This window comes from Argonema antarcticum A004/B2, from assembly GCF_023333585.1.
GTDB classification, from domain to species: Bacteria; Cyanobacteriota; Cyanobacteriia; order Cyanobacteriales; family Aerosakkonemataceae; genus Argonema; species Argonema antarcticum.
Map to the genome: position 1 here is coordinate 59345 of NZ_JAIQZN010000013.1, position 25724 is coordinate 85068.

Consider the following 25724-nt stretch of genomic DNA (forward strand, 5'->3'; position numbering starts at 1 on the left):
TTCTGAGGTCGCTGTATTAAGCAAGGCTAATTCCGGGAATGTTTACTCTAATTTTGTATACCGAAGTTTGAGCAGTGATATAAAGACTCTGCCAATCTTCATCTCCCCAAGCACAATTTGCTGGTTGTTCGGGAGTCACAATTGTTCCTAGATGATTGCCTTCGCGATCGAATACCCATACGCCTCCTGCTCCGGTACAGTAGATGTGTCCTTGCACGTCTACTTTCATCCCATCAGGCAAACCTGTTTTCTTAACGTTCATATCGTAAAAGATCCGACCATTAGCAAGCGTACCATCTGTTTTAACATCAAAAACTCGAATATGACGGCGTTCTGAATCATCGATATAAAGCTGCTTTTCATCAGGTGAAAATGCCAGACCATTCGGTTTATCAAAATCATCAGCTACGACAATAATTTCGTTCACATCAGGGTCAAGGCGATAAACTCCTTGAATTGGTTGTTCCTGCTGTTCGAGTTTGATGCCATAAGGAGGGTCGGTAAAATAAATAAAGCCGTCGCTTTTGACGACAACATCGTTGGGACTATTGAGGTTTTTGCCTTGGAATTTATCGGCTAAGATGGTAATTGAACCGTCTGTTTCGGTGCGGGTAACTCGGCGCGTACCGTGTTCGCAAGCAATTAATCTTCCTTGTTTGTCTCTAGTCAAACCGTTGGAATTATTACTAGGTTCTCTGAAGATGGTTAACTTACCATAAGTAGTCAGTTGGAAAATTTTGTTAGCAGGAATATCGCTAAATAGAAGATAATTTTCTTCAGCAAACCAAATTGGGCCTTCAGTAAACTGAAATCCGGTAGCTACGCGATCGATCTTTACTTTCTTAGGAAAGAGATTTTTAAATGTTTGAGATTTTGCATCTAATCGACCCGATGCTAATTTTTTTGGAAAAGTCGAACCTAGTTGTTTTATCTGTCTATTGACCCATTTTGTGATACGCAACATTATATTTTATCCAAATAAACAGTGCTTTTTTATTGAGGTGGCTGCTGAAATACACGAGAATTAAATAATGATAATCCCCCATCAATTTTAATGACGCTTCCAGTAGTAAACCCGGAAAAATAATCTGAAGCTAGATAAACAGCTGCTCTGCCGATATAACAAGGATTGATAGAACTTTTATTCAGGGGCGTATACTCGTGACTGAATGGATTTCCTTGCTCATCTTCTGCAACCCAACCCGGAGCAATTCCGTTAACTCTGATGCCAAAGGATGCTAATTCTACAGCCAGTTCTTTAATAATCATTCCTAATGCGGCTTTTGAGGAACTGTAACTCGGCCAGCGTGCAATTTCCCATTGATGGATAGAAGTGATAAATATAATAGAGCCATGAACGTTATTAGTTACCATCATTTGGGAGATTAGTTTTGTGAGGTACATTGGCCCAAAAACATTGGTATTAAATGTCTTCTGCCATTCTCCTAAATCAAGGTTTTTTATTTTTATTGTCTCAAATTGAATCCCCACATTGTTAACAAGTATATCAATGTTTATGTGATTATCTACTAACCAACTATGTAAAGAATTATTGTTCTCAACATTTGATATATCTGACAAAAATCCTCTTGACTTAACCTGATAGCTATTTAGTTCTTTTTCTAAGTTTGTACATCGCTCCTGAAGTGCGTCAGTAAAGAAAATGTTTGCGCCTTGTTTAGCCATCTCAAGGGCAATACTCCTGCCAATATTTCTTCCGGCTCCGGTTATCAGAACATTTTTTCCTGCGAAAAGCTGATTATCTATAACTACGGAAGGCTCTGGCAGTGGTTTTGGAGGTACTAACTTTGGAGTTGTCACCGGATTTATGAAGGATTTTAAGGCAGCTTTTAACCGAGTTTTTAAGTTCATATTTAATCATCTAAATAGACTGATTATTGGCGCGGCGTCGGTCGAGTGAAGCTTTAATAAGGCGCACATAATCAGTACGCGACCGACGCTGACGAATGCTCAGATTGGTTTCGTGCAGACGCCGCCACATCAGCAGTTCTGCTAACATTCTAACACGCAATCCCAGATCGGTTGCACGTGCATACCAACTGATAAATTCTCCCATTTGCAAGTGAGTTTCAAATTGACCTACACGGAAAAAAGCATCCCGTTTAATCAGCATGGTTCCGGGGTGATATCCTGCCATTAATTCAGCGGGACAGTAGATTTTATTCTTGACGCTTTCATCTAATTCGGGACTGTGAAACTGTTGAATGTGTCCAAATACCATATCAACGTCTGGTTCGCTTTCAAAAACCTGCATTTGACGAGTCAATTTATCCTTAACCCAAAGGTCATCTGCATCGAGAAAAGCGAAGAAATTTCCTTGCGCTAAATCAGTGCCATAATTACGGGCAGCACCAGCACCGCTTTGGGATTGCAAATAGTATCGCACTGATGAGCTAAAGCGCTTGGCTACCTCTGCGCTGCGATCGGTTGAACCATCGTCTACGACAATGATTTCCAGTGGCTGATAGGTTTGAGCTAGCACGCTTTCGATCGCTTCAGCTAGATACTTTTCGCAATTGTATACTGGAATAATGACGCTGACTAAAGAAGAATCGATCATCCTTATTTCTGCTCCAATTTTTGATTACGTTTACGTTCAATTGATTGTCTCATAATCTTCAGCAAATTCTGGTTATTAACAGATGAATTTAATGAAAGATTGGTGTTATGAATGTGCTTGTGAAGCAACACTTCAGGCATGACAGCCATTGTCACATTATTATCTTTAGCACGACAAAACCAATCAACATCCTCAGCTACTATAAATTCAGGATTTAACTTGCCAATCGCTGCAAATAAGGGTTTTCGCACTACGAGAGTTTCCATAATACAACCAACACTATCGCCTGAGAGTAACTCTGGTCTAAATCCGGGTGGTATGGAATGTCCCTCCTCTAAAAAAAACTTGACTTTGGCAACTGTGTATTGAATTTCTGGATGCTGAATTAGATAATTTACCTGACTGCTTAATTTGTTAGTTGTCCAGGTATCGTCATGGGAAAGAAAGGCAATAAATTCTCCTCTAGACGCATCAATTCCTTGATTATAAGCATCTGCAATTCCCTCACCAGTTTGGCGGACGTAGCGAACCTGCTGAAAAGATTTAGCAATTTTTTCGGTGTTATCTATAGATTGACCATCAACCACAATAATTTCATAATTTTCATAAGTCTGAGCTAGAACGCTTTCAATTGCTCTAGCCAAGTAACGTTCGCCATTTTTGACGACAATAATTACACTGACGATGGGTAAATTTTCTATCATGTTATTTTCTGCAATTCTCACACTATTTTTGGTATTTCAGGAGAAGTGCCAAGGTACTCATTAATTGGCATATCTAATAAAGAAATAATTTGAGAATCTCCTCGCTTTCGGCACCGATCTAAATGTTTTTTGAAAATTCTTACAAACCCAAGCTCAACTAAATTTTTACCAGATGTCATATTATCTTTGTGCTTGCGATAAAACAGGCTTACTCGTTCCAATACAATCTTATAAATACCATTTTCCCACGCTCGGATAAACCAATCTACATCTTCGGCATAATTGAGCGTTTCGTCAAAAAAGCCAATTTTATCAAAAACTGATTTTCGATAAATTGCGCTCCCTAGATTAATATAGCTGTAAGGTTTGTAAGCAGGTTCAAAAATGGGTTGATTGTTCGCTGTCGGTTCCGATAATTTCATCTGTTGGATTAATCCCTGTACAATTTCTACTGAGGGATTATCTGCTAAGTAATTTGCTTGCAGTTTCAGTTTATCATCCGACCAGAGATCGTCAACATCTAAGAAGGCAATTACATCACCTTTTGCTATTCTTATCCCACGGTTACGAGCCGCTGCTGGCCTGCTATTTTGCTGATAAACATAGCGGATACTGTCCTTGAATTGGGCAGCTATTTCCGCAGTTTTATCTATCGAACCATCATCAATTACAATGATTTCTAATGGTTTATAATCCTGATTTTTGATATTTTGAATTGCTTCGGCTAGATATTTTTCCCCGTTGTAAACTGGGATAATAACGCTAATGAATAATTGCTTATCGTCCATTGGTTATTGCTTTGTAATGAGATTGAAAATCACTTGAGGAATTTGGTTTAAATCAGTACCGAGTTCTAGATAATAAGAAGGAACTTGTTTCAAAACTTGCATCATAATCTGGCAAGCTTCTTTACCAGCACCCGGTAATTGTATCATCGTACTCGGTGCTAGTGAAGTTAAAGCGGCGACGGCAGATGTAGCTGTTAAGGAGGTATCTGTTTTTCCAGTAATGCGAGGAACTAAAACAGCACGGATGGGGAAATTTGTCAATATTTTTTCGGGGAAATGTTGGTTGATGAAATAAAGTGCTTTTTCCTCTGAAAGGCGATCGCGATTACTGATAGCCGCCGCCAAAAACGGTAATCTGTTCACATCATCGGCATTTTTTTTGCCAGTGTTGTAGATGCTAAACACCGTCGGCGTTGGTTCGCAGGCGATGAGACTGTAATCGTCGCTGGCATAAAAAAGCTCTGAATTCAGGCAAGTTAAAGCGGTGGTAGATTTACCAGAACCTCCTTTTCCGACTAGCAACACGCCGCCAGATGGGAGTCCGACAGCACCAGCATGAACTAGCTGGATTCCCCGCTTATTCATCCAGACGTTAAAAATTGTCCGCAGCGGTGAACCTGTTTCCCAGTAAGGAATTTGTTCGGTTGTTTCAACCCAATAAATTCCTAGATTGCGATCGCTATCTAACAGACTAAGCGCAAATGCACCCCATTGGAAACTGGTGTGAATGCGATCGGTATTGTAACCGTGAATTTCTCCGCGCTTGGGATGATGATGATGTCTCTGCCAAGGTGGAGGTGGCATGACGATATTTGTCGAGGTGCTATCCCACAAACAAACTGTAAGTGCTGGATCTGAAAAAGGTTCTGTTTCTAAGTGTCCTAAAGCGGGGGTCATGTATGGAATTAAGGCATCACCAGCAAAACGCAACCGAATTTTAAACCCAGCTATACAATAAAAGCGATCGACAGCACCCCCAGACGCAGCTTCCGCTTTTTCGTATAGTTCATAGACGCGATCGAAAAAAGCTAGAGGGTCTTGTTGTTCTGTTTTGCTTTGTTTTTCGGAATTTTCCAACTCGTTTGTAACCATTACCTTTTAATTGCTTCTAATCTAATCAGAGATCCTGCTTAGCATTCGGCCAACCCATTTCATCAACTTCATGGATGGGATCTAAAGCCAGCAATTCTTCCATGTCCGTATATTTTTGTAAGGTTGGAGTTTCAAAGCTAAGCTTTTCTGTATTAGCTTTAGTTTCGATTGGTTTGTTTGTTGTATTTGAGGATTTCGACTCTTCTGTTTGTTCGATGATAATCAGTTCTTCTAACTGTAATTTATCAATCAAATCATCGACCGCATTTTCAATATTTTCGCGACTGGTCTCGTAACGCTCAACCAGATCTTCGAGAATATCTGCTCTGGCAATACCTTTTGTCAACCCTTCCCAAATATCGGCTCCTGCTTTCACTAAACTGTAATAATCTCCCCGATCGAGGTTGACAATTACCACTTCCCCATCAATCATTTCATGTACTACTTTAGGAGAATTGATTCTAAATTTTTCCGACGTTTTGATCATTTTTCTCACTTTTTTGGTTGAACAAGCCTAACGACTAAAGTCGCGGCTATACAAACGAAGTCCGCGTAAGCGGACTTTTGGCTGTCTAGAGAGCTTGGTTTGGAGTAGCCCCGATTTCAATTGGTAGGGGATTTTTGACTGCCTTGGGATAGGCAATATTTTCGTTAGACTAACATAATATTGTTGGAAATTGCGAATATTTAACCAAATCTTAATATTATTGTAATATTTGCGAAAACTCAAAAAGCGATCGATCGCTTAATCGCACCGCCAAATCTTAACAGTCATGTCATTACTGCCACTAACAATCGTCTTTGCTTGAGGACTAAAGGCAACAGAATTAACCCAGTCAGAATGACCGCTGAGGGTGCAAAGTCGTTTTCCACTGTCCACCTGCCATAACTTAACGGTGTGGTCGGCGCTGGCACTAGCTATAGTCTTACCATCGGGACTGAAGAAGACAGACCAAACATAACTGTGATGCCCAGTCAGGGTGGCTAATTCCTTCCCAGTGTCTAGCTGCCAAAGTTTTATTGTTTTATCATAACCGCCACTGGCTAAAATCTGCCCATCTAGGCTAATAGCGAGGGAAGTAACCCAGCTTGAATGCCCTTTGAGAGTGTGCAGAAGTCTTTTTTTATTCAAATGCCAAAGTTTTATTGTTTTGTCATAACTGCTAGTGGCTAAAAGTTGCCCGTCAGGACTAATTTTTGTGGAATAAACCGAATCAGAATGTCCCTTAAAAAGGTGCTTAAATCGCCCCGTATCCAGATGCGAAATCTTAATGCTATTGTCCTTACTACCACTTACTAAGGTTTGCCCATCAGGACTGATGCTAACAGACCAAACCGGGGCTGAATGTAGGGTGAATGTATTTAGTAATTTCCCTGTTGACACCTGCCAAATTTTAATGCTACTGTCGTCACCTCCACTAACAATGGTTTGCCCATCAGGACTGAAAGTAAGGCATCTAACCCATTGTGTATGACCAGTGAGAGTATGTAACAATTTGCCTGTGTCCAGATGCCAAATATTGATATCCTTATCTCTACTACCACTGGCGATAATCTGCCCGTCAGGACTGATGGCAACGCAAAAAACCCAGTTGACATGACGGAGGGTGTGTACGCATTTCCAAGTCAGAGTTTGAGGATTTGATGCAGGGGGTGGTAATTTAGGTGCGGTTTGAGTGGGCTGAGGATGTAAAGATGCGAACTTCTGCACTTCTACAATTACCTCTGATGCGGATTGATAGCGCCGTTTAGTAGCTTTTTCGATTAGTTTGTCCAGAACGCGCCCCAGTTCATCACTGACTGGTTTGGTTAAATAATCCCGCCACACCCACATATCTTCGCCAAAGGAATATAGGTCAAAAGGATGTTTTTTAGTCAGCAGATGAATGCAGATAATACCTAAACTATAAAGATTGCTGGCAAGTTCTGCTTTCCCAACAGCTTGTTCTGGCGCAATATATCGAAAGTCCCCAATTACTCTCCCCGTTATGGCGCTCGTCATAACCGTTGCATATTTAGCCGCCCCAAAATCAACTAGCACCAGTTGCCCATCGCGGCGAAGAATAATATTTTTTGGCTTGATATCGTAGTGAATGACTTTGTGAGAATGGATGAACTGAAGCACTTGCAGCAAACTGCTTAGCAAGCGGCGAACCTGCAATTCGTTGAAAGCACCTTTGGCTTCCAGTATTTGCGCTAAATTTGGCCCCTCAATCAACTCTTGCACCAAATATTGCTGATTATCCTGCTGAAAATGCGCCAGTAATTCGGGAATCTGAGGATGTTTACCCAAGTCATCTAACCGGACTGCTTCTTGTTCAAATAACTCAGTTGCTTTCTGGGCGTTGTTTGTGCCTTGGGCTTGAGATAAAAACTGTTGAATAACGCAACGCGGTTTAGAGGGTTTGTCTTCTTCCACGGCGAGAATAGTTTTGCCAAAGCCACTTTGTCCAATTACTTTAATGGCGCGATAACGCTCTTTCAGTAATAACTTCGATCCGCAATTCAGGCAAAACTTTGTTCCCTCTTGATTTTGAGGTTTCTGGCAATTAGGATTAAGGCAATAGCTCATAATGGTGATGGGTTTATGATTTGAGAGATGGGAAATTTTACATCAATATTAATCGCACCGCCAAATCTTGATGCTTTTGTCCAAATTGCCGGTGACTAAAGTCTGCCCATCGGGACTGAAAGCAATACAACTAACTGCGTCCGATCGATCGTTGATACTAGAGATTTCCTGACCAGTACTCAACTGCCAAAACTTGATAGTTTTATCCCGACCGCTACTAGCTAGAATCTGTCCATCGGGACTAATTGCAATACAACTAATCAAGTCTGTATGTCCCGTAAGAGTATAAATTTCTTTTCCAGTAGCCAAATCCCAAACCTTGATAGTTTTGTCATAACTAGCACTGGCAAGAATTTTTCCATCCGGGCTAAAAGCGATGAAACGCACCCAATTGGAATGCCCCATAAAGGTGCGGCTCCATTTTCCAGTGCTTATGTGCCACAAATGGATATTGTTGTCCAAACCGCCACTGGCGAGAATCTGTCCATCGGGACTGATGGCGATGCAACGAACCCAGAATAAATGACGGGCGAGGGTGTAGATGACTTCGCTGCTGTCTATTTGCCAAATCCTGATCGTTTTGTCGCCGCTACCGCTGGCGATTGTCTGTCCATCGGGGCTGACTGCGATCGAATAAATTGGGCCAGAATGACCAGTGAGAGTGCGGATAATTTTGCCGCTGGGTATCTGCCAAATCTTCAGCGTTTTGTCTCCACTGCCGCTGACAAGAGTTTTGCCATCTGGGCTAAATGCCACTGACCAAACCCAATTAGAATGTCCCCAGAGGGTGCGGATTTGCTTACCAGTGCCCAATTCCCAAAGCTTGATAGTTTTGTCGCGACTGCCGCTGGCAAGAGTTTTGCCATCGGGACTGAAGGCAACCGACCAAACCCAGTTAGAATGGCCGGTGAGGCTGCTAGAGCATCTCCAAGTTTTAGCTAGTGCAGAAGATTGCACAGAAGTGATGGGCGATGGGTAATTGGTAACGGGTAATTGGTAACTCTTAATTGGTGATGAAGTATTTCCAGTCCCGTAGAGATTTCCCAAAGGAATATTCGTACTCCAATTCCTTGCTGGTTTAGGCTGAGGATTTAACTCTTCCAGTATTTCTTGGGCCCAACGATAACGTCGGTTGGTTGCCCTTTCCAGCATTTTATCCAGCACTTTACCTAAATTCTCATCCTGCAACGGACTTCTCAAGTAATCCCGCCACACCCAGGCATCTTCGCTGATACTAAATAAGTCAAATGGGTGCATTTGAGTTAGCAGATGGATGCTGGTAACGCCTAAACTGTAGAGATCGCTAGCAAACTCAGCTTTGCCCATCGCTTGTTCTGGTGCTGAATACTCAGCAGTACCAATCTTGGTTCCGGTTCTGGCAAAGGCTGTTGTCGTCACGAATTTAGCAGCCCCAAAATCAACCAAAACTAACTCATCTCCCCCAACTCCTGGAGATCTGCGAATGATGTTTTCTGGCTTAATGTCGCGGTGAATAACGTTGTGAGAGTGGATGAAGTCAAGTAGCGGCAATAAATTGTTCAGCAAGTCTCGAATCTGCGTTTCGCTGAATGCGCCTTCTGCTTCCAGTGCTTGGGCTAAGTTTTGCCCATCAATAAACTGTTGCACCAAATATTGGCGCTTATCCGCTTCAAAATGGGCGAAAAGTTCGGGAATCTGGGGATGCGCCCCCAAATCATCCAGCCGCACGGCTTCTTGTTCAAATAGTGTTGCCGCTGTTTGGGCACCTGCGCCTTGGTAAAAAAACTGTTTGATTACGCAGCGCCGTTTGGAGGGTTTATATTCATCCACCGCCAAGAAGGTTCTGCCAAAGCCACCTTCACCGATGAGCTTTATAGCACGGTAACGTCCGCTTAACAGCAATTTGGAGCCGCAATTTTGACAAAACTTTGTCCCCTCTGGGTTGCTGGTGGGTTTCTGGCAATCCGGATTGAGGCAGTAAACCATATATAGCTAGGGACTAGGGACTAGGGACTAGGGGCTAGGGGCTAGGGTAAGAAGAGGCTCCTCTTTGCTTTTCCCTCTCTAGCTATAACAATTATTTGGCAAGCTGCTCTTAATGTGGTTGTGCGATCGCATTCCCGTCTTAAACTTTGGCAAATAGACTGCGTTCCGACCTTCCCTGAGACAATTGTAAAGTTTTATTACAAAATAGGGGGATGAGGGGTAACACCCCTCACTAGGGGTTATAGTAATAGATGTAGATGCACCCTGATGATCGACGCCCTCAAGTTTTGGGCGTTTTTTTATTTTTACCAATTCTGAATAACCAAGCTAGGGGCTAGGGGCTAGAACACCGATTCGGTAATCCTAGTAGGGGCGAAGCATTGGGGTAGAAAATCTATCGCTCTCTCCCTAGATTTTCTGCCCGAATGCTTCGCCCCTACAAGCTCTCAAAGCAAGGCCGGGACTGTGTTTGTACTCAGCACTCAGCACTCAGCACTTTGCACTTTCCTATAAGTAAATTTCGGTCTGTTAGGTTTTGAAAGAGCGCTGCGAACCGCCGCCGTTGTTACGGCTATCCAGCTTCCAAAGACAGCTAGAAACCAGATTTGTGACGATGTGAGCGACTATTGGGACTAACAGATTGCCTGTGGCAAGGGCGCTATATCCCAGCACCAAACCGATGACGGTTGCCCAAATCACATAAGGCCACTGTTCCAAACCGCTAAGGTGCAAGATGCCAAAGCAGAGACTGCTTAAGACTAATGCGAGGATATCCAAGCCCAACGCAGGCAGCATTACACCGCGAAACAATAATTCTTCGCTCAATCCCGGCAGGAGTGCCAGCCAGATCAAGTCCGGCCACAGTAAGGGTTTTAGCACCAATGCTAGGTACATATCGGCGCTTTTGCGGTAAGCGGGCCAAAGGCGATAGACGAGGGAACTAGCGGCTGTAATTCCCAAACCTTGAGCCAGCCCCAAGGGTAAGGCTGAGTTTGTCCATTTGACGCCCAGGATTGAGACTGCGCCAAATTGCAGCCATAGCTTGGCTACCACCAACAACAAGATTGCTGTGACGCCCATCGCGACTAAAAGTTGAGGGCGCGTCAGCGATTCAAATTCCGGATCGTTAGGTAAAGGATCTGTCACCAGTTCTTTGGGAGGCTACGTATGGGGGAGAGGTCTGGGCTGAGAGCGGATGGACTAATACCTGCTCGATGGGCTACCAATGCGCCCAGTGCCTCTAAATATGAGTGTACCCGTAATGCTTCGATCCCTACCTGCTCTGGAGGAACTTGCATCTGGGTTTGATTTTCTTCGACGGCGATGATTTGTACGGGCAGTTGGCTAAGACTGAGTATGGCACTGCCGCCGCAAGCCGTTGCGGGTACGATGAGGGCGTCTACTTGTTCAGCCCAGATATCATTTGGTGATTGATGATTGGGAGAGTTTTGACTTTTGACTTTTGACTTTTGACTTCCCGCAGGGGTGACGAACTGGGGGGCGCGACTTAAGCCGACGAGGACGCAGGGTAGGAAGGTGTAGCCCAATTCTTCGGCGGCTGAGCGGGGGGATAGGTGAGGAGAGAGGGGGGGTGGGGAGCAGGCGGGGGCGTGGGCGCAGGGTATTTGAAATGTTCTGACGATTAGGTGGCTGATGACGGCTTCGGCACCGGCTACGGGGTCAACGCCTTTGCCCTGTCGATAGTTTTCTGCGGCTTCGCTTTCTATATCTTCGGGGAAACGGGCTACGACTGCGATCGCATTTGCCCTGGCTTGAGTTATCAAAATCTCAGCCGATCGCAATAAGCTATCGGGATTTTGAATAGTACCCCAAGATGCACCGGATGCGGATGTCCGCAATTCCACCCCCAACGGGGCATCTGTCACTACATAGTCGGTGAGATTTAATCCCAGGGTGGCTCTAGCGGCGTCAGCTGCTTGCAGGTGTCGCAATCGCAAGTCTGGTTCGATCGCGCGATCGAGTATTAAACCGATTCGATTTTGATGAACTGGGCGCAATCCCCAGCATCCGGCGGCAAATTTGTCAAGTCCATAGCCTTCGACGTAGAAGGCGTTAGGCAAAGGCCAGTATAAATTGGCACCATTGAGGACGTTGGGGTGGGTGATGAGGCGATCGCAACAGGATGCGATCGCACGTGCCACAGGCAACGCATCCCCCGCATAGCCTCCGATCGCCGCCCCAATTCCTGTCGGCACAATTAATACAACCGTGTAAGGACGCTCAACCAATGTTCGATTTTAGATTTTGGGTTGTTCGGAAGCTACCGTTACCACTGCTTCAACGTGGGCTTTTTGTTGGTCAACATCGACACCAGTAATAGCCCAACGCAGGGGTTCGCCACGTTTTTGCAACTCGGCTTCAATTTCCTGGTGCAGCTTAGCTGGGGACTCTTGGAGGTCAATTTCTGCTGTGATAAAGTGTGTTGTCATTGGTTGATTACTTCTGGTATTGTCCAAATTGCAGGTAATATAGTTCGTCTTCTTTCTCAGTTTCAATCTTCAAGTCGGAGCGCGGACAAGCTATGCAGAGCAAAACATAGCCTTTTTCCTGAAGTTCTCTACTGACGCCCATCCCATCAGTTTGATCCACTTTTCCTTCTATAATTTTACCGGCACAAGTGGTACAAACCCCCGCATTGCAGGAATTCGGCAACACTATTCCGGCTGCTTCGGCGACGCGAAGAATCTTTTCATCTTCTGGTACTTGCAGGGTGTGGGTATTACCTTGGTGCTGAATTTCGACGGTGTAAGTCTTGGGCATCTTGAAACTTTACATTCAGTAGTTTTATCTCAACACTGAGGAGGCAGAGCCTCGATTCAATAGTTTGATTAAATCATTTTACCGCTTATGGGAACCTAATCGATATCGATTTCGCGGGGAGGAGAGTCGTTGTCTTCTGGTGTTGTCCGTCCCGTCTGTATATAATCTTTGTACAATTCCGCGAACATTCTCGTTAAATTGGGCAGAGATATTGTTTCTCCGTTGATTTGAGCTTTCATATATCTTTTGAGCAGCTCAATGTATGATAGACCGAGTGCCAGTGTTAGAGTTGCGGCAGTTGATGCTGCGATCGCACCACCTACAACTGTACCAGCGCCCGGTATCAGCTTGATTAAATTAGTCACAATAAATCTGCCAGCAGCCGCCATCCCCCCTGCACCGATGCTCGCAGATAATATAGCACCGATAAATGCTTTGTCAAAAGGCAATCCAAAGACAACGGTGATATGTGCCAGCATTGTAGTTTGTATTGGCACTAAAAGGAAAGCATCGGAAAACGGAATTGGAGAAGCACCAATCATAGCGGAAGAAGCTACATAACCAGCGACATATTTGAATGCTTCATCTGATTTGAGATTAAGGCTAGCAATCTGTTCTTTCACAAATGCTTTTCTGGCAACTTCCGGGAGTAGTTGAAAGGTTGCTTCTACTAAACGCTTTAAACCGTATGTTTCCACAGTATATCTACCAACTCGTTTCGGTTCCGATAAGACTGGGACAATATAGCTGACTGGGAGATTCCTTTTTTCCAATGAAATTAGGAAATCGCTACGATCTTCTTCGTCTATCGATATCGCTTGAGTTAAAATTAGAATAACTGGCACTTCTTTGATGTCGATATCCTTAATCCATTCTTCTTCTATCTCCTCAATTCTATTTGCCTCATGGTTGATGCAGTACCAAACAACATGAATATGTTCTTGGGCAGCTAAGATAATTTTATCTTCAATTAGTTCGGCAACTTCTAGCTTAACCCGATGTATTTGTTCGGCATTAAGTTCAAGACCGGGAGTATCATATACAGTGATCGGACAATCCTGTTTGGTATATTGGCGAATGCCTTGAGTAACAGGTCTACCAACACCTGTTTCCGCTAGGCGATCGCGAAAAACAGCATTTATCAGCGTACTTTTACCTACACCAGTTTTGCCTATCACCAAAACATTGCATTGTCCGACTTTAGTTTCCGCATCTTTGTAGGCATCGCTTATTTTTGTCAGAATATCATCAAAGGAAAAGTCATTGTCAGCCATTTTATTTACTCCGTTCAGTTAATGTTAAGTTTGATAGCAGTATTTAAAACGCGAAAATATTCTGTTTTTAAATACTGTTTTAACACAGGTTTGACAGTGAAAATCATTCCGTTCCCATCTTGCTTTTGAATCAGCGAACGCCGTCTCAAAGACTGAATAGCATTCAGTAAATCAGAGTTTGAAAATTGGATATTTCCCAGTAACTTAGATATAGCCACAGGCTCGTCTTCGTTTGCCAATCTTGAAAGAACATCTTTCTCTAACGGTGATAATCGATATATTTGTTTGCTTAATATATCTTTCAATTCCTCACTCAACAGTAGCGTATCGTATTTCAAAAATTCCGAAACGCTACCTTCAAATAAGTCAGCAATTATTGTAGACACAATCTGTAACCATAACGGATTACCTGCATAATGATTAATCAAGTATTCCCATTTTTCTTCACCTAAACCTTTTTCCCTTAGTAGTTCTCCTGAAGATGGAATATCTAAACCAGCCAATTCTAAAGAACGAACAGGTTTATTGTCCCCTTCTAATGTAACAATCTCTCTCGGTTTTTCCCAACTGGTTAACAAAAAGCAACTGTCGTGAGTTAATTCTCCCAATTGTTTGAATAGTAAGCTATAATCTTCATATCCAGATTGGTAGCAACCAGCTAGTTCTCCGGTGCTGAAAAGCAAATGTACATCATCAAGTATCACCAAACATCTGTATTTTCGCAAATACTCCATGAACTGCGATAGTCTAAAATCTGCGTTTCCATCAACTTCCTTTTCCTCGCGATCGGACAAAAATTGGATCGAATTTGCCTGCATTTCTGCCAAAGTTGGTTTGTAGCACAAACTGCGCCAAATCACGAATTCAAAGTTATCTTGAATTTTCTCTACTAGCTTAACGGCGAGAGCAGTTTTACCAATACCGCTCATTCCAAAAAGTACAACTAAGCGACAGCGTTCTTCTACAATCCATTTTTCTAATTTATTCAGTTCTTCACTGCGTCCCCAGAAGGAAAATACATCGGGTGCATCACTCAAATCTTGATGAGAAGAAAATAGAGAATTTTTTCCCTCATATCCCACAGAAATATCTTCATCTAATTGTTGGATATTGGTTATTTCTGGAGAATTACAAGTATTTGGAGTAACTTTGGCAGTTCGCACAAAAGCTTTTCCGAAAGGTAAGACAAAAGAAAATCTCCATCTCCGTTCTAACGCAGCGCGAAAATTTGCTTTACTTAGTTCTTCACCCAATATATTTGATAGTAATCTCCACAACTTGAAACCAACTTCTTTGACGTATTTTTCAGAGCGGTGGTGACGTTCTGCAATTTCCCGATATTTCTGATTATCCCAAGCCCCGCGTAATATAGCCTTTTGCAGACTGTCCAGATGCTTTCCAGTCATCGCAAAAACTAAATGGTCGGCAAATTCCAAAACCTCTTCAACGTCCATTGCTCGGATATATAAGTGGTTGACTCTATTTTAATCCAACTAAATCCAACTTTTTCCACCCTAACCAGCTAAATCCAACTTTTGCCGACCAATTGGGTGGAAAACTTACCTACTTTATCGAACTTTATAAGGCTGGACAGCTTGTAATTATTGGGTTACAAATACATTAGAGATTTTCTCTGGTCTTAGAGTGAGGAGATAATAGGATGAATTGCCAACAAGATAAAAAGTTATTTACAAATATCCTTGGTACGGCGGGAGCGATCGTTACCGGAATTTTTCTGGGATTTCCAGGATTAGCGATCGAACTAAATAATTCTGGAGTTACTAATCAGTGTGCAACTCAAGCAGATAATTGCGTACCCGTGAAAGCTGATACTTTTGTTTGTTTAAATAATGCCGATTCCCGATGCGGTAATCCGCCTGGTAATTTTCGCGATCGTGTTCTTAAACCTGGTTCTTTTGCCTGTGTAAATAATTCCAATACCGCTTGTGGTAATCCGCCCGGTAATTTTAGCGATAAATCTCTTCAGCCTGGTTCTTTTGCTTGTGTAAATAATTCTAATCCAGTCTGTCGCAATCCTCGAACCTATGAGATTTGTCCCTAAATTTGCTCTTGGTAACTGGTAATTCTTGATTTTTCTACTTCATAGTTTCAGGAATTAGGCAAAAACCGGGTTTCTTTCCGAAGGGATAAACCCGGTATATTGGTTTTTTTGCGTAAATACTAGGTTTATTCCAAGCAGGAATTATGAAATATGACCTTCTTAATTCTCTGTGAAAGTCCCCTTTACAATTGAGCTAAGTGTTTTTGCAAGAGTTGATGAACAAACTGATATTGCCCATCCACTCGTTGCAAAAACAGTCTTTCTGTAGCATAGTTGAGAAAACGGGCATAGTTCCGGGGAATATAGCCATTTTGCCAAAGAATCCGACATATAATAAAATGTTTGATTCCAGCAATCCCGCCCAAAGTCAGCACAACACCAATATGATATAACCGTTTCTGAGAGGGAGTCTGTAACCAATTATGCTGTATTTTTTCAATAACAACCCACTTCTGATTTGACTCATTCATTCTTTTAGCCAACCACACCAACCAATGACGACTTTGTTCTGGACGTGGTTCCTTATTTTTGCGATAACATCGGCTGGTAATTTGCAGCGTCAGCATCCGACGAATATAGGCATTTAACAAATACTCGTAGCGTTCTTTTTTGTCAGCGATGCGTTTCCAAGCATGAATTAAAATTTCCTCATACGCTAAGGTCATCATATTTAAAAGTAGCGGCGTCTTTGCCAATTCTAATAACTGCGGCTCGTTTTTGATGTTTTCCCATAATTCTCGACTTCTCGAACTCATCAAATATTCCTTAATCTGAGTTTCTTTGAGCGATCGCAAATAAATCGCCCCATGCAAACGCAACTTAGTATGGCAGCTTTTGTACTCTTCTAGGCGAGTGCAAACAACAATATGCTTCAGTTTATTTTCTCCCTCAAGTAGTTGATTAATACCTTGAAGGCATAGTTCTTGTCGCGTTAATTCTAGTTCATCCAATCCATCTAGTAGCGGTAGCAATTGTTGCTCATTAATCCACTGTTTGCCAATTTTGACGGGGATATTATATTTCGACTGTAGTTCAGATATCAACCAATCTGCAATATTTTGCTTGTCTTCTTGCCAAGATGAAATATCGAACAAAACAGGGATTGGTTTGCTGATGTCATTTTCCGCCGCAGTAATTAGCTGGTTGGCAAGTTCCAGCAGGGTTGTAGTTTTACCAGAACCCTGCGTTCCCAAAATCATCAACTTGCCGCCAGTCTGCTCAAATACTTGAACAATGCTTGCCTCTGGAGGTAGCTGGAAAGTGGAACGCCTGCCGATTTTGACATCCATATCCCAAAGTCGTGGCATTTGTTCGGGTTGGGTTTCTTTTAACAAGATAATTCGCACCGCATTGTGCAATGATTGTTCCAGCCGCGCTTTGACTTCGCTTTTCACGGCTTGAAGCAATTTATTGCGATTCCGAACACTGCGCCTAAAATAATTCATTGTGGGAAATAGTTATCTAAAATACGCTCTTCCGTACTTACTATGCTATGGCAGAGGGGGATAGGAAAAAAGAAATAAAAATGTTCTGTCACAATTGAATCAACTGGTAGGGTGCGTCAGTCTTTCGTTATATCGATAAGATGAGGGTTTTTGCTTCTGACGCACCCTACCATAATGTGCCTAACTTGAGCTAGTACGACGTCTGGATACTATATTTTTAGCTAGGAAACCGATCGCCACCAAACTCAAACCTGTAGCTGCTCCCGGCTCTGGAACTGATTTCGGAGGTTGTGGAGGTTGGGGTGGTTGTGGAGGTTGGGGTGGTTGTGGAGGTTGGGGTGGTTGTGGAGGTTGGGGTAGTTGCGGTGGTTGGGTTGGCTGGTGAGCCGTCACGGTTTGGAACTCTATTTGCCCGCTCGCAGAGGCACGTCCGTTGGGGTTTTTACTAGCTATGGTATTACATATTTCTATTGCTGACCAACGTCCCCCACACGACAAATTCCAACTACTCCCGTATGACTGCCAGTCTGCACGAGTTGCTATCCAATAGTAATTGGGGGGTCTTGTAACGCTGAAAGAAGTAATTCCCACAAGGTTACCGTCATTAAAGTAAAAAACAGGCTCTATTACACCGTAAGGGCCTGTGAATAGAGTAGGGTAAAGGGCTGCGGTAGGGCTAATGTAGAAAGCACTTGGTGAAAAAGTAGCGTTTTTGAGATCTGCTAATTTTTTTCCTTCCTGCCCAATGCCCGACAAGCTTGAATCATCAAAGCTCAACGAGCCTGTTCCCCAATCGTAGTCACCGAAATAGTGAAAAGTGAAACTGGCAGCCGATGCTGGTAAGGAATTGATTACCGTCCCCAAGGTCAGGGCGGTAGCGCCTGCGGTGGCAAAGGTTAATTTTTGGAAAAACTTTCTAGTCATACTCTCTTCCGCAAAAATTGAAAGTTAGCGATCGAGTTTAACTTCAATTTAAATTAGGGGATTTAAAAATTTTTCTGGAATTTGTATTGAATCTTTACAAAAGTAAATAAAACTTAACCGACTGACAAACTAATTAACTGCCAGGTATGTTTACTAGGCAGTAAAAAAGACGGGAAACGAAAGGGAAAATAAGAAAAAAACAAGATTAATTTCACTTTTTCTCCCTGTTTCCCTTGCTGACTCTTGCTAACTCGGTCAGATACTGAGACGTTGATAGATTTGATCCAAATGTTTGAGATGGTGTTGCGGATCGAAACAGGCTTCTATTTCTGCTGGCGATAACACTTTTGTTACCCGCTCATCTTTACTAATTAAAGCATGAAAATCACCTTCGGGTTTATTCCAAGCTTGATGAGCTAAAGATTGCACGATCGCATAAGCTTCTTCTCGCGCCAAACCTTTTTCTACCAAAGTTAACATTACCCGTTGACTGAACACCACGCCGCCGTAAACGTTCATGTTCCGCGCCATATTTTCTGGGTAAACTAGCAGATGTTTCACCAAATCGGTAATTTCTGATAACATGAAATGGGTGATGGTGCAAGAGTCTGGCAAAATCATTCGTTCGACAGAACTATGAGAAATATCTCTCTCATGCCAAAGTGCTACATTTTCTAAAGCTGCAACTGCATTACCGCGCACAACTCTTGCCATTCCGGTTAATCTTTCCGATCGAATGGGGTTGCGTTTGTGCGGCATTGCTGAGGAGCCTTTTTGTCCTTTAGCGAAGAATTCTTCGACTTCTAGAACATCTGTGCGTTGCAGGTTGCGAATTTCGACGGCGAAGCGTTCGATCGATGCGGCTAATAGTGCTAATACTTGCACGAATTCGGCATGGCGATCGCGCGATATCACCTGAGTTGATGCGGTATCGGGTTCGAGTCCGAGTTTTTGACAGGCGATCGCTTCTACTCGCGGTTCCACGTTAGCATAAGTTCCCACCGCACCGGAAATCTTGCCTACAGCAACACTGCGGCGAAGATTGACTAAGCGATCGCGATTTCGGTGCATTTCCGCCAACCAACCAGCCAATTTAAACCCAAAAGCGATCGGTTCGGCGTGAATTCCGTGACTTCTCCCAATCATCACGGTGTTACGATGCTGCTGTGCTTGGTAGCGAATCGCTTGAATGAAATCTTCCACCCGTTCCAACAATACATCGATGCTGGCTACCATTTGCAGCGCCAAAGCGGTATCCAGCACATCGGAACTGGTTAAACCCAAGTGAATGTACCGTCCCGCATCGCCTACATATTCGTTGACATTTGTCAAGAAGGCAATTACGTCGTGGCGGACTTCCGCTTCAATTTCCAGCACCCGCTTGGGGTCAAAGTTAGCTTTTGCCTTGATTTCCTCAACCGCCTCAGCTGGAGTATAGCCAAGTTCAGCTTGCGCTTCGCAAACTGCTATTTCAACTTGCAGCCAGGTTTTGAGTTTATAGGTTTCTGTCCACAGATTGCCCATTTCCGGCAACGTATAACGCTCGATCACAGTCCGCCACAGTGTACGACTGTCTAATTGTACCGCTATTTGGCACGACTGCGATCGCCATAGCTGTAGGCTGTGACAATTCTCCGAAAAATATGGCTATTTTTTATTAGTAAAGTATTGTAAATCTTGGATGACAACATTATCTAAATCAGTCATAATATCAATCAGTTAGCTAAGCTTTTATGGAACTAGGAGAGTTTATTATGGCGACATTGGGAAAGTGGAGAAAACCTTTAACATTATTCACCTTATTGTCCCTATCTTTAATCAGTGTAAAGTCTACCACGGCTACACAAATTAACCATAAACTAACCCAGTATAACCCGAATGAATATCTAGTTTCTCAACGTTGCACAGCCCGGTTTATGATGGTGATGACTCCCGATGATGGCCAGATCAATGTGCGCGATCGCAGCAATATTAATGGCAAAGTTATTAGCAGTATACCTAATAGATCTGTGGTGCTACGTAAGGGTTGGGATCGATCGGGAAGCTGGGTTAATATTGTTACGGATAGGGGACGAGGATATGAAGGTTGGGTATGGGCAAATTACCTAACTTGCGGCGCTGATTGATAACTAAATATTTTATTCGGGAATCCGTTTTGATAAAGTTCTGGCTAATTGCTGGTAGGGTGGGTATTGCTCACCCTATTTTAGTTTAGAAGTTAAATATCAAGATAATTTTTGCTATAATGAGCCTGACGGTAAAGCGAGTGCGATCGCAAACCAGTTTAAACAGATAAATTATAATGGTTGACGAAAACTAATTATATCAAGAGTCAGAAAAAAATATGAATGCGAAACAACTTTTGGAAAAGGTTAAATTTGTGGTGGATGCAGAGGGAATGAATTAGGTAGAGGAAATGTCCTTATAGTCTCTTAATAACTTAATGGGGCGGTAAATATTAAACTGCCCCTTCATAAAAGGATTACATCCGATCAAGGCCAATACATTCAAAAAAAATCAAGGAGAATTAAAATGATAGAAACTCTTGAGAAACTAATAAGTCAATATCAACATCTTGGTATTGTTAAAGCTGAAGAGCTTCTGTTGCATCCTAAAGACGCGATTCGTCTAACTGACGAACTAGAACAGAAAGGAATTTTAATTCTGGGTGTCGATCCTTGGTTCTACATCGGTAAAAAAATCGCCGAAGATCCTAGATCGTTAGATCTCAGTGAAATAACAGATGCTAAAATTAGTGTAAGGTTGGCCAGAGAATTTATTAGCAATCGCTTGCCTGAAGGAACAGCCTTTGTATCATTTGTATTGGAAGAAGATAAAACTTTTCTATAAAGAATAGCTCTTGTACTATTAGAGGAGCAAGCAAAATAGAATACTCCTCTTAGTTGGTAGGATATGGTGGTAACAAACAAGGGTGCATTAGGATCGATTTCGATCGACGAAAACCAGATGGACTGCGATATGCTACAGACTCAAACCATTAAAGCGATTTATGAAGATGGTGTTCTGCATCCCCTGCAAGCTTTAGAAGGTTTAGCAGAACACGCCAGAGTGAAAATCACGATTCACTGTGAAGAAAGTTTGCCGCATCCGCTATTGCAGTTTTCTGGTATTCTCAGCGATAAGGAAGCTGAAGAGTTACAGCTTACGATCGCAGACGAGTTTGGTAAAATTGACACTTATGGTTGGTGAAACTGGATTAGACACTTCTATGGCGATTCGTTATCTTAACGGCAACCTAGATGTGGTGGCGAAAGTGACTGCTTTGCCGACGGTTATTTTACCATTAACTGTCGTGGGTTAATTGCTATTTGGAGCAGAAAATTCGGCACGTTACCTCACAAATATTACCCGTTATTTACAGTTTATTGATACTTGTATTGTTTTGCCAATGGGACAACAAACAGCGACCTTATACTCGCACTTCCCCACAAAGCACAAGTGTGACATTTTAATGAAATCTGGCACCAGGCGATGTCAATGGCTGTACTCTAGTAAAAATAACGCCTAAGTCTTGGGAAAGCCTCAGAGAGTGCATCAGATGGGAAACCTTTTGAACAATCGCTATTGCATCCTTCAGTCTTTGGGGAGTGGTGGGTTTGGGGAAACTTTTCTGGCAGAAGATACTCAAATGCCATCAAAGCGTCGCTGTGCGATCAAACGACTCAAACCGCTGACCCAAAATGCGACATACCAAGTGCAGAAACGATTTAAGCGGGAAGCGGCTATTTTGGAGGCGCTGGGAGAGGATTGCCCACAAATTCCCCAGTTGTATGCTTATTTTGTGGAAGCGGGACAATTTTATTTAGTCCAGGAATGGATTGAAGGGGAGACGCTCAAGCAAAAGGTGCAAAAAAATGGCCCATTGAGCGATCGCACTGTCTTCGATTTCCTCTTAAAGCTTCTACCTGTGCTGGATTACGTGCATAGCAAAGGCATCATTCATCGAGATATTAAACCGGATAATATTATTCTGCGACAGAGAGATGACAATCCGGTTTTGATTGACTTTGGCGCAGTTAAGCAAACTATGGGAACTGGGTTAGATTCCGAAAGTAATGCTATTTCAAGCGTAATTATAGGTTCGCCTGGGTATATGCCGCCAGAACAGGCAGTAGGCAGACCCGTTTACGCCAGCGATTTGTACAGTTTAGGGATGACTGCTGCTTATCTGCTGACAGGCAAATCGCCCTATCAGTTGGAAACTAGCCCCATTACCGGCGAAATTATCTGGGAAAATCAGGCAGCGAATCTGGAGGAGAGTGGGGCAAACCTCAATCCCAGGTTAGCAGCAGTTTTAGGTCGATCTCTGAGAACTCACACACGCGATCGCTTTTTGAGTGCAAGTGAAATGCTGGAAGCATTGCGTACTGGGGAGTTGACCTCTCCCCCAACCCTTCTTCGCCACGGAGAGGGGAGTAATGTTTTCCAGTTAAGTCTGGATAATCCTGAAGGTCAGGTGGGACTGGAATCTCCTTTTTATGTGGAACGTCCGCCCATAGAAACTGACTGTTACGACACAATTGTAAGGCCGGGGGCGCTTATCCGCATTAAGGCACCCCGGCAGATGGGCAAAACTTCGCTGATGACCCGCATTCTCCATCATGCTAACCGGGAAGGCGATCGCACGGTATCCTTAAATTTTCAATCGGCAGATTCAGAATTTCTCACCAGTCTCGATCGATTCTTGCAGTGGTTTTGTGCCAGCATTACTGATGAATTGAATCTACCCGATCGGCTGGATGAGTATTGGAAGGGAGTTCTGGGCAGTAAAAATAAGTGTACAAACTACTTTCAAAGGTATATCTTATCAGAAATAAATAGCTCGCTGACTTTGGCCTTGGATGAAGTAGATCAAGTTTTCCAACATCCAGAAATTGCTACAGACTTCTTTGGACTTTTGCGAGCTTGGCACGAACGGGCTAAGAATGACGCAACTTGGAAAAAACTGAGATTGGTGATCGTCCATTCTAAAGAAGTTTATGTGCCGCTGAATATCAATCAATCTCCTTTCAATGTGGGATTGCCCATTGAATTGCCAGAGTTGAACTTGGCACAGATCCAGGATTTAGTCAAACGGCACAATTTAAATTTGTCTGCGGCACAAATCGAGCAAATAATGACAATGTTTGGCGGACATCCTTATTTAGTGCGATTGGCTCTTTATGAAATTACACGAGGCCGAATTACTTTAGATAGGTTGCTGCAAGTAGCTCCAACAGAAGAAGGGCCGTATTATGACCATTTGCGTCGCCACTTATTAAACTTGGAAAATGATGCTAATTTGGCAGCAGCTATTAAGCAGGTGGTGGTAGCAAGTAATCCGATCCAAATAGGGACATTAGAGGCGTTTAAACTTCGCAGTATGGGGTTAGTAAAGTTTCAGGGTAATAATGTGATGCCTTTGTGCGATTTGTATAGATTATATTTCGGCAATAGACTTAGTTAATTTCCGGTAGGGGCACGACATCAACTATGTTTGTATCTGTCCGCCAAATTTATCGCTGCCGTGCCCTACCCTTGGGTATTATATACAGGACTTACGCAAAGCCTCTATCTGTAGGGTGCGTTAGCGATAGCGTAACGCACGATCCACCATATTTAGCGTCCCTGCGTAAGTCCTGATATAGACGCAATCACATTAATTTTAGATGCAGATGGAGATAGCCAAAATGGCAAACTCAAACTATCAATATCAAGTCGGCGGCAGCTTGCCACCAGATGCGCCTACATACGTGAAACGAGAGGCAGATGATAATTTTTATGAAGGTTTAAAAGCGCTTGATTTTTGTTATGTGTTGAATTCTCGGCAGATGGGCAAATCTAGCTTGCGGGTGCGAACAATGCAGCGATTGCAAGCAGAAGGAATTGCCTGTGCTGCCATCGATATTACCGCGATAGGAACTTCGGATATTACGCCAGAGCAATGGTATGCAGGCGTAATTGATAGCATTGTCAGCAGTTTGAATTTATATGCTAATTTCGATTTAGATACTTGGTGGACTGAGAAAAGTTTGCTGTCTTTCGTGCAAAGATTCAGCAAGTTTATCGAAGAAGTGCTGTTGAAGTCAAGATCTCAAAATATAGTAATTTTTGTTGATGAAATAGACAGCATACTCAGCTTAAAATTTAATATAGATGACTTCTTTGCAGTTATTCGTGACTGCTATAATAGAAGGGCAGATAATCCAGAATACCAACGCATTAGCTTTGCCTTAATCGGGGTGGCAACTCCTTCAGATTTAATTCAAGACAAACGACGAACGCCATTTAATATTGGTCGTGCCATTGAATTAACAGGCTTTCAACTGGAAGAAGCCGCACCCCTAGCGCAAGGTTTGGCAGCAAAAGTCAGCAATCCAATGGCACTGATACCAGCAATATTTGATTGGACGGGAGGACAACCGTTTTTAACTCAAAAAGTTTGCAAGCTCATTTTTGCCAGTGCAGAAGTAATTCAAAATTCCGAAGATTGGGTAGCAGATTTGGTGCTTGCGAAGGTTATTGAAAATTGGGAAGCGCAAGATGAACCGGAGCATTTGAAGACAATTAGAGACCGCATTCTCGTCAACGATAAACGTGCTTCTCGCTTGTTGGGATTGTATCGGCAAATATTGCAAAAGGATGGAGTGCCAGCGAATGACAGTCACGAACAAATGACATTGCGACTGTCGGGATTAGTCGTGAGGCGGCAAGGACAGGTGCGAGTTGCTAACCGCATTTACGAGGAAGTTTTTAACCTGACTTGGGTTGAGAAAGAATTAGCAAATCTGCGTCCGTACTCGGAGGCGTTCGCAGCTTGGTTAGATTCAGATTGCCAAGATGAATCGCGCCTGTTGCGAGGACAGGCATTGCAGGATGCACTAGCATGGGCAAATGATAAAAGCTTGAGCGATAAAGATTATCAATTTTTAGCGACTAGCCAAGAGCTAGAAAAGCGAGAGCTTCAAAATGCTTTGGCAGCGCAAAAGCAGGCAAATCAAATCTTAGCTGAAGCGCGACAAAAAGCGGAAAATCTACTAAAAGAAGCACGGGAAGCTACAAGACTTGAGAGGGAATCCGCCAATGCTTTAAAGCAATTTGAGTTTCAAGAATTAGAAGCGTTACTGTCAGCGATGCAGACTGGGCAGGATTTGAAAGCGCTGGTTAACGACGGACGCCCAGTAGAAAAATATCCAGTTGCCAGTCCACTACTGGCTTTACAATTTATTCTCGACAATATACATCAAAGGAGTCAACTCCAAGGACATCAGAAACCTGTCCGCAGCGCCAACTTCAGTCCCGACGGCCAACGCATCGTCACCGCCTCATCCGACAACATCGCCAGAGTGTGGGATTTATCGGGTCAGCAACTCGCTATCCTCAAAGGACATCAGAGTTATGTCCGCAGCGCCAATTTCAGTCCCGACAGCCAACGCATCGTCACCGCCTCATCCGACAGCACCGCCAGAGTGTGGGATTTATCGGGTCAGCAACTCGCTATCCTCAAAGGACATCAAAGTTATCTCATCAGCGCCA

24 protein-coding genes are annotated in these 25724 nt (G+C 43.1%); 6 read left to right on the plus strand and 18 right to left on the minus strand.

Translation table 11 applies throughout. The features are described 5' to 3' along the window. Positions 1 to 16 precede the first annotated feature (16 nt). The 15 genes from LAY57_RS08300 to LAY57_RS08370 all read right to left on the minus strand — a co-directional run bounded on the left by LAY57_RS08300 (position 17) and on the right by LAY57_RS08370 (position 15211). Positions 17 to 964 (minus strand): SMP-30/gluconolactonase/LRE family protein, encoded by a 948-nt coding sequence (locus tag LAY57_RS08300; RefSeq protein WP_249065939.1) that lies wholly within the window; start codon positions 962 to 964, stop codon positions 17 to 19. A gap of 29 nt (positions 965 to 993) precedes the next feature. Next, a complete protein-coding gene (locus LAY57_RS08305) occupies positions 994 to 1872 on the minus strand; it encodes an SDR family NAD(P)-dependent oxidoreductase (RefSeq protein ID WP_249065940.1) in 879 nt (292 codons plus the stop codon). A gap of 10 nt (positions 1873 to 1882) precedes the next feature. Beyond that, entirely contained in the window at positions 1883 to 2581 is a 699-nt protein-coding gene (locus tag LAY57_RS08310; protein ID WP_275993746.1) for a glycosyltransferase family 2 protein, read from the minus strand. Between the two features lie 2 nt (positions 2582 to 2583). Beyond that, complete coding sequence (locus tag LAY57_RS08315; RefSeq protein ID WP_249065941.1) at positions 2584 to 3306, minus strand: glycosyltransferase; 723 nt, start codon at positions 3304 to 3306, stop codon at positions 2584 to 2586. Continuing rightward, entirely contained in the window at positions 3303 to 4073 is a 771-nt protein-coding gene (locus LAY57_RS08320; protein ID WP_249065942.1) for a glycosyltransferase, read from the minus strand. The genes LAY57_RS08315 and LAY57_RS08320 overlap by 4 nt, the downstream gene beginning before the upstream one ends. 3 nt (positions 4074 to 4076) lie before the next feature. Next, positions 4077 to 5165, minus strand: a complete 1089-nt coding sequence (locus LAY57_RS08325; RefSeq protein ID WP_249065943.1) for a serine kinase — start codon at positions 5163 to 5165, stop codon at positions 4077 to 4079. Between the two features lie 25 nt (positions 5166 to 5190). Beyond that, a complete protein-coding gene (locus LAY57_RS08330; protein WP_249065944.1) occupies positions 5191 to 5652 on the minus strand; it encodes a PqqD family protein in 462 nt (153 codons plus the stop codon). A 258-nt stretch (positions 5653 to 5910) separates the two neighbouring features. Then, complete coding sequence (locus tag LAY57_RS08335; RefSeq protein ID WP_249065945.1) at positions 5911 to 7737, minus strand: protein kinase domain-containing protein; 1827 nt, start codon at positions 7735 to 7737, stop codon at positions 5911 to 5913. Between the two features lie 48 nt (positions 7738 to 7785). Continuing rightward, a complete protein-coding gene (locus tag LAY57_RS08340; protein WP_249065946.1) occupies positions 7786 to 9702 on the minus strand; it encodes a serine/threonine-protein kinase in 1917 nt (638 codons plus the stop codon). A gap of 528 nt (positions 9703 to 10230) precedes the next feature. Further along, complete coding sequence (locus tag LAY57_RS08345; protein WP_249065947.1) at positions 10231 to 10848, minus strand: CPBP family intramembrane glutamic endopeptidase; 618 nt, start codon at positions 10846 to 10848, stop codon at positions 10231 to 10233. Then, positions 10845 to 11951 (minus strand): DUF3326 domain-containing protein, encoded by a 1107-nt coding sequence (locus tag LAY57_RS08350; RefSeq protein WP_249065948.1) that lies wholly within the window; start codon positions 11949 to 11951, stop codon positions 10845 to 10847. The genes LAY57_RS08345 and LAY57_RS08350 overlap by 4 nt, the downstream gene beginning before the upstream one ends. Before the next feature lie 9 nt (positions 11952 to 11960). After that, entirely contained in the window at positions 11961 to 12152 is a 192-nt protein-coding gene (locus LAY57_RS08355) for a DUF8621 family protein (protein ID WP_249065949.1), read from the minus strand. Positions 12153 to 12159: 7 nt separating this feature from the next. Then, the gene (locus tag LAY57_RS08360) at positions 12160 to 12483 is read right to left on the minus strand and encodes a 2Fe-2S iron-sulfur cluster-binding protein (protein ID WP_249065950.1); all 324 of its coding nucleotides are present in this window, start codon (positions 12481 to 12483) and stop codon (positions 12160 to 12162) included. Between the two features lie 95 nt (positions 12484 to 12578). Then, complete coding sequence (locus LAY57_RS08365) at positions 12579 to 13757, minus strand: YcjF family protein (protein ID WP_249065951.1); 1179 nt, start codon at positions 13755 to 13757, stop codon at positions 12579 to 12581. Between the two features lie 14 nt (positions 13758 to 13771). Further along, the gene (locus tag LAY57_RS08370; protein WP_249065952.1) at positions 13772 to 15211 is read right to left on the minus strand and encodes a helix-turn-helix domain-containing protein; all 1440 of its coding nucleotides are present in this window, start codon (positions 15209 to 15211) and stop codon (positions 13772 to 13774) included. A 206-nt stretch (positions 15212 to 15417) separates the two neighbouring features. On the opposite strand from LAY57_RS08370, the gene LAY57_RS08375 reads away from it, so the two are divergent. Continuing rightward, on the plus strand, positions 15418 to 15819 hold the full coding sequence (locus tag LAY57_RS08375; protein ID WP_249065953.1) for a hypothetical protein: 402 nt from the start codon (positions 15418 to 15420) through the stop codon (positions 15817 to 15819). 182 nt (positions 15820 to 16001) lie between these two features. On the opposite strand, the gene LAY57_RS08380 is transcribed toward LAY57_RS08375, so the two are convergent. The 3 genes from LAY57_RS08380 to purB all read right to left on the minus strand — a co-directional run bounded on the left by LAY57_RS08380 (position 16002) and on the right by purB (position 19739). Then, positions 16002 to 17264, minus strand: a complete 1263-nt coding sequence (locus LAY57_RS08380) for an NACHT domain-containing protein (RefSeq protein ID WP_249065954.1) — start codon at positions 17262 to 17264, stop codon at positions 16002 to 16004. A 180-nt stretch (positions 17265 to 17444) separates the two neighbouring features. Then, positions 17445 to 18188: a hypothetical protein gene (locus tag LAY57_RS08385; protein WP_249065955.1), complete on the minus strand. Its 744-nt coding sequence runs from the start codon at positions 18186 to 18188 to the stop codon at positions 17445 to 17447. Positions 18189 to 18443: 255 nt separating this feature from the next. Continuing rightward, on the minus strand, positions 18444 to 19739 hold the full coding sequence (gene purB / locus LAY57_RS08390) for an adenylosuccinate lyase (protein WP_249065956.1): 1296 nt from the start codon (positions 19737 to 19739) through the stop codon (positions 18444 to 18446). Between the two features lie 203 nt (positions 19740 to 19942). On the opposite strand from purB, the gene LAY57_RS08395 reads away from it, so the two are divergent. The 5 genes from LAY57_RS08395 to LAY57_RS08415 all read left to right on the plus strand — a co-directional run. Next, positions 19943 to 20314, plus strand: a complete 372-nt coding sequence (locus LAY57_RS08395) for an SH3 domain-containing protein (protein WP_249065957.1) — start codon at positions 19943 to 19945, stop codon at positions 20312 to 20314. Between the two features lie 406 nt (positions 20315 to 20720). Next, on the plus strand, positions 20721 to 21038 hold the full coding sequence (locus LAY57_RS08400; RefSeq protein ID WP_249065958.1) for a hypothetical protein: 318 nt from the start codon (positions 20721 to 20723) through the stop codon (positions 21036 to 21038). Between the two features lie 63 nt (positions 21039 to 21101). After that, positions 21102 to 21398, plus strand: coding sequence for an antitoxin family protein (locus LAY57_RS08405; RefSeq protein WP_249065959.1), 297 nt, complete (start codon positions 21102 to 21104; stop codon positions 21396 to 21398). Between the two features lie 349 nt (positions 21399 to 21747). Further along, complete coding sequence (locus tag LAY57_RS08410) at positions 21748 to 23655, plus strand: AAA-like domain-containing protein (RefSeq protein ID WP_249065960.1); 1908 nt, start codon at positions 21748 to 21750, stop codon at positions 23653 to 23655. Between the two features lie 223 nt (positions 23656 to 23878). Beyond that, on the plus strand, positions 23879 to 25724 hold a 1846-nt coding region (locus LAY57_RS08415), incomplete at its 3' end, for an AAA-like domain-containing protein (RefSeq protein WP_249065961.1).